The 6,584-nt window shown below is 74.3% G+C and carries 9 protein-coding genes; 7 read left to right on the forward strand and 2 right to left on the reverse strand.

Annotated features, from left to right (window positions below):
* The coding region (locus tag VGB14_05105) for an MFS transporter (protein ID HEX9992287.1) at window positions 1-813 on the reverse strand (813 nt) is incomplete at its 3' end.
* Between the two features lie 288 nt (window positions 814-1,101).
* On the opposite strand from VGB14_05105, the gene VGB14_05110 reads away from it, so the two are divergent.
* The 3 genes from VGB14_05110 to VGB14_05120 are packed head-to-tail and all read left to right on the forward strand — an operon-like array spanning window position 1,102 to window position 3,778.
* Window positions 1,102-1,977, forward strand: coding sequence for a lysophospholipid acyltransferase family protein (locus VGB14_05110; protein ID HEX9992288.1), 876 nt, complete (start codon window positions 1,102-1,104; stop codon window positions 1,975-1,977).
* A complete protein-coding gene (locus tag VGB14_05115; protein ID HEX9992289.1) occupies window positions 1,977-3,029 on the forward strand; it encodes an NAD-dependent epimerase/dehydratase family protein in 1,053 nt (350 codons plus the stop codon). Before VGB14_05110 ends, VGB14_05115 begins: the two co-directional genes overlap by 1 nt.
* Window positions 3,026-3,778: an enoyl-CoA hydratase gene (locus VGB14_05120; protein ID HEX9992290.1), complete on the forward strand. Its 753-nt coding sequence runs from the start codon at window positions 3,026-3,028 to the stop codon at window positions 3,776-3,778. Before VGB14_05115 ends, VGB14_05120 begins: the two co-directional genes overlap by 4 nt.
* Window positions 3,779-3,794: 16 nt before the next feature.
* Here VGB14_05120 and VGB14_05125 read toward each other — a convergent pair whose 3' ends face one another.
* Window positions 3,795-4,754 carry a 2-dehydropantoate 2-reductase gene (locus VGB14_05125; protein HEX9992291.1) on the reverse strand — a complete coding sequence of 320 codons (960 nt, stop codon included), beginning with the start codon at window positions 4,752-4,754 and terminating at the stop codon, window positions 3,795-3,797.
* 121 nt (window positions 4,755-4,875) lie between these two features.
* Between VGB14_05125 and VGB14_05130 the strand changes: the two genes are divergently transcribed.
* The 4 genes from VGB14_05130 to VGB14_05145 all read left to right on the forward strand — a co-directional run bounded on the left by VGB14_05130 (window position 4,876) and on the right by VGB14_05145 (window position 6,425).
* Window positions 4,876-5,085: a hypothetical protein gene (locus tag VGB14_05130; GenBank protein HEX9992292.1), complete on the forward strand. Its 210-nt coding sequence runs from the start codon at window positions 4,876-4,878 to the stop codon at window positions 5,083-5,085.
* A 320-nt stretch (window positions 5,086-5,405) separates the two neighbouring features.
* The gene (locus tag VGB14_05135) at window positions 5,406-5,615 is read left to right on the forward strand and encodes a hypothetical protein (protein HEX9992293.1); all 210 of its coding nucleotides are present in this window, start codon (window positions 5,406-5,408) and stop codon (window positions 5,613-5,615) included.
* A gap of 196 nt (window positions 5,616-5,811) precedes the next feature.
* Window positions 5,812-6,021, forward strand: a complete 210-nt coding sequence (locus tag VGB14_05140) for a hypothetical protein (GenBank protein HEX9992294.1) — start codon at window positions 5,812-5,814, stop codon at window positions 6,019-6,021.
* An 89-nt stretch (window positions 6,022-6,110) separates the two neighbouring features.
* A complete protein-coding gene (locus VGB14_05145; GenBank protein HEX9992295.1) occupies window positions 6,111-6,425 on the forward strand; it encodes a hypothetical protein in 315 nt (104 codons plus the stop codon).
* Window positions 6,426-6,584: the final 159 nt, after the last annotated feature.

Below are 6,584 nucleotides of genomic sequence, written 5' to 3' on the forward strand. Positions count from 1 at the left end.
CCCGTACAGCGCCCCGCCGACGTCGTAGACCTCACGGGCGAACACCGGCGCCAGCTGGAACACCGGCATCCCGAGGAACCCGAGCAGGGTGACGAGCCCCATGCACGCCTTGATCCCCGGCTGGGTCCGGACGTAGCTCACCCCCTCGCGGAACTGGGCCCACACGTGGAGCGAGCCGCTCCGCCGCGGCGTCGCGGCCAGTCGCACGAGCCCGAGCGCGACGAGCACCGCCGCGTAGGAGCCGGCGTTCACGAGGAACGCGGCGCCGGGACCGAGCGTGCCGAGGACGATGCCGCCGAGCGCCGGGCCGAGCGCCCGCGACGCGTTGAACTGCGCCGAGTTCAATGTCACCGCGTTGAGCAGCGCCTCCCGCGGCACCAGCTCGCTGACGAACGCCTGCCACGACGGGATGTTGAGCCCGGCGATCAGGCCGTTCACGGCGACGAGGGTGACGATCACGCCGGGGGTCGCCACCCCGGCCGCCCACACCGCCCACAGGGCGACGGCCACGACGGCCTGGAGCGACTGGGTCACCATCAGCACCCGTCGGCGGGGGAACCGGTCGGCGATGGCGCCGGCCAGGGGGCCGACGACGACGTTCGGCATCATCTGCATGAACGCTGCGAAGCCCACCCACCCGGCGCTCCGCGTCAGCTCGTAGACGACGAACGGGACCGTGATGTTCTGCATCCAGCTGCCGGTGTTGGACAGCAGCGCCCCGACCCAGAAGACGGCGAAGTTGCGGTGCCGGAAGGCGGCCCCCGCCTCCCGCAGCCCCGGCCTCGCGGGGCGGTCGGGCGACGTCGAGGGCACGGTCCGAGGCTACCGGCGACCGCCGCCGCCGACCCCTCCGCCTTGCACCCCGTCGCCCCCTTCGCGCCCGACCCCGACCGACCGGACCCGGCACGAACCAGCACCCCCCGAGGCCATCCGCACCGGCACCCGAACGACCCCGGCGCACCGGGACCAGCGCTCGGCGCGGCGCGCACGCCCGATCGCGACCGACAGGATGCGACGCCGCACCGTCGACCCCGACGCCGGCCGCCCCGGCCGGCCCCCGGGTGAGCCACCGGGAGGCCGCCCCCACTAGCCTCGTCCGTCGTGTCCACGACGAGCCGCCCGCAGCTGGAAGCCGTGCGCGGCGCCCTGGTGCCGATCCCCCGCCCGGCCGAGGAGCCGCTGCCCGACCCCCGGCGCAGCGACGTCGACGAGTGGGGCCGCTCGGAGCGCACCCGGGCCCTCGTCCGCCAGGTCTACGAGCCGATCTACCGCAACTGGTTCCGCGTCGAGTGGGACGGCCTCGAGCGCATCCCGACCTCGGGCGGCGCGCTCCTCGTCGCCAACCACGCCGGCGCGGTGCCGTCCGACGCCCCCGTGATCATGCACGGCGTCGAGACCGAGCTCGGCCGGCCCGTGTACGGCCTCGCCGACCACCTCTTCAAGTCCGTCCCGGTGGTCGGCACGCTGTGGTCCCGCTCCGGCGGCGTGGTCGCCCACCCGGACAACGCCTACCGGCTGCTCCGCGAGCAGGGCCAGCTCGTGCTCGTCTTCCCCGAGGGCACGAAGGGCACCGGCAAGCTGTACACGGACCGCTACCAGCTCCGCCGGTTCGGACGGGGCGGGTTCGTGGAGATCGCCATGCGGGCCGGCGTGCCGATCGTGCCGATCGCCGTCGTGGGCGCCGAGGAGGCGATGCCGATCGTCGCCAAGGTTCCCCGGGTGGCGAGCGCGCTGGGCGTGCCCTACGTCCCGGTCACCGCCAACCAGCTCCTGTTCGGCCCGGTCCTCGGCCTCGTCATGCCGCTGCCGGCCAAGTTCAAGCTCCGGGTCCTCGACCCCGTCCACTTCGACGTCCCACCCGACCGGCCCCGCTACTCCCGCAGCCGGATCATGGACGAGTCCGAGGCCATCCGGCGCCGCATCCAAGAGGCGTTGGCCGACATGCTGCGCGCCCGGCGCAGCATCTGGTTCGGCTGATGGGCCGCCGCGTCCTCATCACCGGCCTCGGCACGTTCTGGGGCGGCCGGGTGGCCCAGTCCCTCGAGCGGGACCCGTCCGTCGACGTCATCGTCGGGCTCGATGCCCGGGAGCCCACCGTCGAGCTGGAGCGCACCGAGTACGTCCGCAGCGAGCCGGACTACGGCATCCTCGCCCGGGTCGTGAAGGCGACGAAGGTCGACACCATCGTCCACACCTTCCTCATGGTCGACTCCACGCAGATGCCGGCCCGCCGGCTGCACGAGATCAACGTCATCGGGACCATGAACCTGTTCGCCGCGGCGGCGGCGCCGGGCAGCACCGTGCGGACGGTGGCGGTGAAGTCGTCGACCCTGGTCTACGGGGCGGCGGCCTCCGACCCGGTGTGGTTCGACGAGGACACGCCCCGCAGCGACCCGCCGGCGACGAGGGTCGAGCGGTCGCTCGTCGAGGTCGAGGGCTACGTGAACGACTTCGCCGAGGACAACCCCGACGTCTGCGTCAGCCTGCTCCGCTTCTCCAACGTGCTCGGCACCGACATCGTGACGCCGCTGTCGAAGGCGCTCGGCATGCCGTTCGTGCCGTCGGTGTTCGGCTTCGACCCCCGCTTCCAGTTCGTCCACGAGGGCGACGTCATCCGGGCCATCCGCTTCGTGCTCGACAACCGGGTGCCCGGCGTGTTCAACGTCGCCGGCGACGGGCTGCTCCCGTGGAGCGAGGTGGCCGCCATCTGCGGCAAGCGGACGATCCCGCTGCCGCCCATCGCCACCGGCCTGGCCGTCGCGCCGCTGCGGCGGGCCGGCGTCGACCTGCCCCCCGAGCTGCTCGACCTGCTGCGGTACGGGCGGGGGGTCGACAACCGCCGCCTCAAGCGGGCCGGGTTCCGGTACGAGCACACGTCGGCCGGGGCCGTCGAGGCCTACGCCGAGGCTATGCGCCTCCGCCGGGCCATGGGGACGGTCCTGCCCGGCTACACGTACGAGCGGGACGTCGAGGAGTTCTTCCGGCACTCGCCGGCGGTGGTGCGCGAGCCCGACCGATCGTCGCGGTGAGCGTCCGCACCGAGACGGGGGACGGCGTCGCCGTCGTCGTCCTCGACGACCCCGGCCGTCGCAACGCGCTGACCCAGGCGATGGTCGACGGGATCGTCACCGCCTTCGACCGCCTCGAGGTGGACGGCGGGATCGGCGCGGTGATCGTGACCGGCGCACCGCCCGCCTTCTGCGCCGGCGCCGACCTCGGCGACCTCGCCGGCGGCACCCGCCAGGGCCTGCTCGCGATCTACGAGGGGTTCCTGCGGGTCGCCCGGTCGCCGCTCGCCACGGTGGCCGCCGTGAACGGGGCGGCGGTGGGGGCGGGGATGAACCTCGCCCTCGCCTGCGACGTCCGCCTCGCCGGCCGGTCGGCCCGCTTCGACACCCGCTTCCTGGACCTCGGCCTCCACCCCGGCGGCGGCCACACGTGGCTGCTGCGGCGGGCCGTCGGCGACGCCGTCGCCAGGGCGATGCTCCTGTTCGGGCGGCGGCTCGACGGTGAGGCCGCGGCGAGGACCGGCCTGGCGTGGGCGGTCGTGGACGACGACACCCTGCTCGACGAGGCGCGGGACGTGGCCAGGGCGGCCGCGTCGGCGCCCCGTCAGCTGGTGGCCGAGATCAAGCGGACCCTGGCGGACATGGCCGCGGTCGACGACCACCCGTCGGCCGTCGAGCGCGAGCTCGCCCCGCAGGTGCAGTCGATGGAGGACCCGGCGTTCGCCGAGCGACTGGCCGCGCTCCGGCGCCGCGTCGCCCGGCCCGACTGACCGCCCCGCCCGACGCCTAACCGCCGGCGAGCACGACCTCGGGCGGCACGGTTCCCGGTCGCTCTCCCCCGGCCGCCATCGCGTTGGCGAGGCGCTGGAGGGTCTCGTTGACGGGGGTCGGCACGCCGTGCAGGCGTCCGAGCAGGACGATCTCGCCGTTCAGGTGGTCGGTCTCGATCGACCCGAGGCCCCTGGCCAGGCTCTGCCACGACGACCCGCCCGGGCGGCGCTCGCCGGCGATCGGCCGGAGGCGCAGGTGGTCGCCCCGGCGGGCGGCGTCCTCCTCGGCGCCGACGAACGGGATGCCGGCCGCCTCGAGCACGGCGACGCCCTCCTCGGTCGCCCGCCGCCCGACCTCGCCGCCCCTCGCCGGCGGCCCGCACACGGCCTCGACGGCGTTGCCCAGGTTGACGACGAGCTTGCCGTACTTCCAGCGCATGACGTCGGGCAGGACCTCCGAGCCGAACCCGGCCGACCGGAAGGCGGCGGCGATCGCCTCGTCGACGTCGTCGGCGCCGTCGGGGTAGCGGCCGACGTCGAGCAGGCCGGTCGTGGGCGAGGAGTAGGCGGCGACGACCCCCGGCTCCAGGTGGGCGGTCGGGCACATCACGCACACGCCCGACACCCGCGCGAACCGGCGCAGCGCCTCACGCTCGTTGGTCACCCCGTTCTGCACGCACGCGACCGCCACGCCCGGGGCCGCGCCGGCCGCCAGCGCGGTCAGCGCGGCCGCCGTGTCGTGGGACTTGACGGCGAGCAGGACGACGTCGCCCGCCGCGAGGCGAACGCCGGCGACGTCCGAGGCGGCGACGTCGACCGTGACGTCGCCGTCGGGCGACCGCAGCACCAGCCCGTGCGACCGGATGGCGTCGAGGTGCGCGCCCCGGGCGACGAGGTGGACGTCCGCGCCGGTGAGCGCCAGGCGCGCGCCGAGGACGCCGCCGACCGCCCCGGCCCCCACGACCACGAACCGCACGCCCCGAACCTAGGCGCCCCACGAGCGGCGTTCGCGACGTTCGCGGCACACGGATACGCTCCCGTCGCGACGTGGCGCGACGGATCGGCGGCGACCAACGACACGAAGGAGAAGGCGGCGGGTGACCCGCATCCATGGCTGGAGCGTCGGCGAGGGTGGAGATACGGCGGTGAAGGTGAGGAAGGCCGACGATGGGCGGTGGCAGCTGTTGGTCACAGACGCAGCGGGGACGGTGCTGGGGCGGGGCCCGAGCGACGGCTTCGCCACCGAGGACGCCGCTCGGGCGCACGGCGAGAAGCTCGTCGGGGGCTACTGGCACCCCGTCGCCTGACCCGCGTGCGGTCGGACGCGCGGCCTCGTCCGGCATGCCGCGCCGACGACGGCCCACTTGTCGGGACGGGTTGGTGCAGGGCGCCGGTCCTCGCCTCGGGGCACCTGGGCGGCGTAGCGGCTCCAACCCGCCGCACCCGGCGACGCGTCGCAGCGTCCGGCCGGACGCGGGCTCGAGCGTCGTCAGCCAGTCCATTCCACCCGCCGGCGTGCCGCGTCCGTCGGGCGCTACGTTGCCCGGCGATTGCGGCGGTGCTCGGCGGTGCCGTGACACGAGGGCGTGTCTCGTGGCGGGCGTGAACCTGACAGGAGGAGCACGACGTGACGCACATCCAAGGCTGGAGCGTCGGTGAGGGCGGTGATGCCGCGCTGAAGATCAGGAAGGCCGCGGACGGGCGTTGGCAGTTGTTGATCACCGACGCAGCGGGGACGGTCCTGGGTCGGGGCCCGAACGACGGGTTCGCCACCGAGGACGCTGCCCGGACGCACGGCGAGAAGCTCGTCGGCGGCTACTGGCACCCCGTCAGCTGACCTGCGCGCTGGTTTTCGGGCCCCGGGTCCGATGACGGCAAGCGGCGTCCGCAACGGCGGTCCTTCGGCACGGCGGGGTGGTGCATCCGATGTCGCCACTCGCCGTCGCGGACGCCGAGGTCCGCCTGCTAACGGCGGTTCGAGAGTCGGAGCGTGAGCTCGTGGCGGGCATCTACCTGAGAGAGGAGACTCTGACGTGACGCACATCCATTCGTGGAGTGTCGGCGAGGGCGGTGATGCGGCGGTGAAGACGAGGCAGGCCGCCGACGGGCGGTGGCAGCTGTTGATCACCGACGCAGCCGGGACCGTGTTGGGGAGGGGGCCGAGCGACGGGTTCGCCACCGAGGAGGCGGCTCAGGCGCACGGCGAGAAGCTCGTCGGGGGGTTCTGGCACCCGGTGAGCTGACCGGCGCTTCGTTCCGCCCACGCTGCGCCAACCGGTCAGCAGGCGGCACCGGTGCGGCGCGGCCGGTCGGATGCGTCGCCGACCCGGCCGTGGTCGAGGCCACGGAACACGGTATTCGCCCGGCGTCGCACGGCCGGGCAGGCGAGGAGACCACCTCCGTCTCGTGGCGGGCATGCACTTGGAAGGAGAACAACGTGACGCACCTTCATGCCTGGAGTGTCGGTGAGGGCGGTGACGCGACGGTGAAGACGAGGGAGAGCGCGGATGGGCGGTGGCAGCTGTTGATCACCGACGCGGCGGGGACCGTGTTGGGTCGGGGGCCGAGCGACGGCTTCGCCACCGAGGACGCCGCTCGAGCGCATGGCGAGAAGCTCGTCGGTGGCTACTGGCATCCGGTCACCTGACGCGCGGCAGGCGCGCACGCGGCCCCGGTCGGGCGGCAGGCGACGCCATCGGTGGCGCGGTTCGGCGCGACCGGTTGGTGCATCGCGAAGCGTTGGAACCGGCCAGGCTCCTCGCCTCGCCGGTCGGCGGCGCGGCAGGCGGAGCGGTTGTGGGTGCTT

The organism is Acidimicrobiales bacterium (assembly GCA_036399815.1).
Taxonomy (GTDB): domain Bacteria; phylum Actinomycetota; class Acidimicrobiia; order Acidimicrobiales; family DASWMK01; genus DASWMK01.